We start from the raw sequence: 397 nt of genomic DNA, 5'->3' as shown, positions 1-397 counted from the left end.
CTGCAATAGAGAGGGTGAAAACACGTGGCTAAATTTTACGGCATTGGTACAGGTCCCGGAGATAGCAAGTTAGTCACGATGGAAGCAGCAGAAAGACTCGGGGATGTAGCAATTCTCTACACACCGCAACCAAAAAAAGGCGGCGAAAGTTTAGCTAAGAAAATCGTCAGCCCTTATTTAAAAGATACATTAATCATCAAAGAACGCCATTTTCCAATGAGTTACAACAAAGAAGAAAAAATGCTTGCATGGAAAGAAATCGCGGAAGAAATCAAAGCAGATGTTCAAAATGGACATGATGTTGGGTTCATTACACTTGGAGACCCCATGGTTTACAGTACGTATAGCTATTTATTGGAATTATTAAAAGGCGACATTGAAACAGTGACACTCGCAG

1 protein-coding gene is annotated in these 397 nt (G+C 40.6%); it reads left to right on the top strand.

The annotated features are described in order from the left end of the window. Positions 1-24: 24 nt before the first annotated feature. Positions 25-397: cobalt-factor II C(20)-methyltransferase (locus tag HZY83_RS08200; protein WP_179943542.1), on the top strand; the 373-nt coding region annotated here is incomplete at its 3' end.

This window comes from Gemella sp. GH3, assembly GCF_013415425.1.
In the GTDB taxonomy this organism is placed as follows: domain Bacteria; phylum Bacillota; class Bacilli; order Staphylococcales; family Gemellaceae; genus Gemelliphila.
This window is presented reverse-complemented; position numbering and strand designations above follow the sequence as displayed.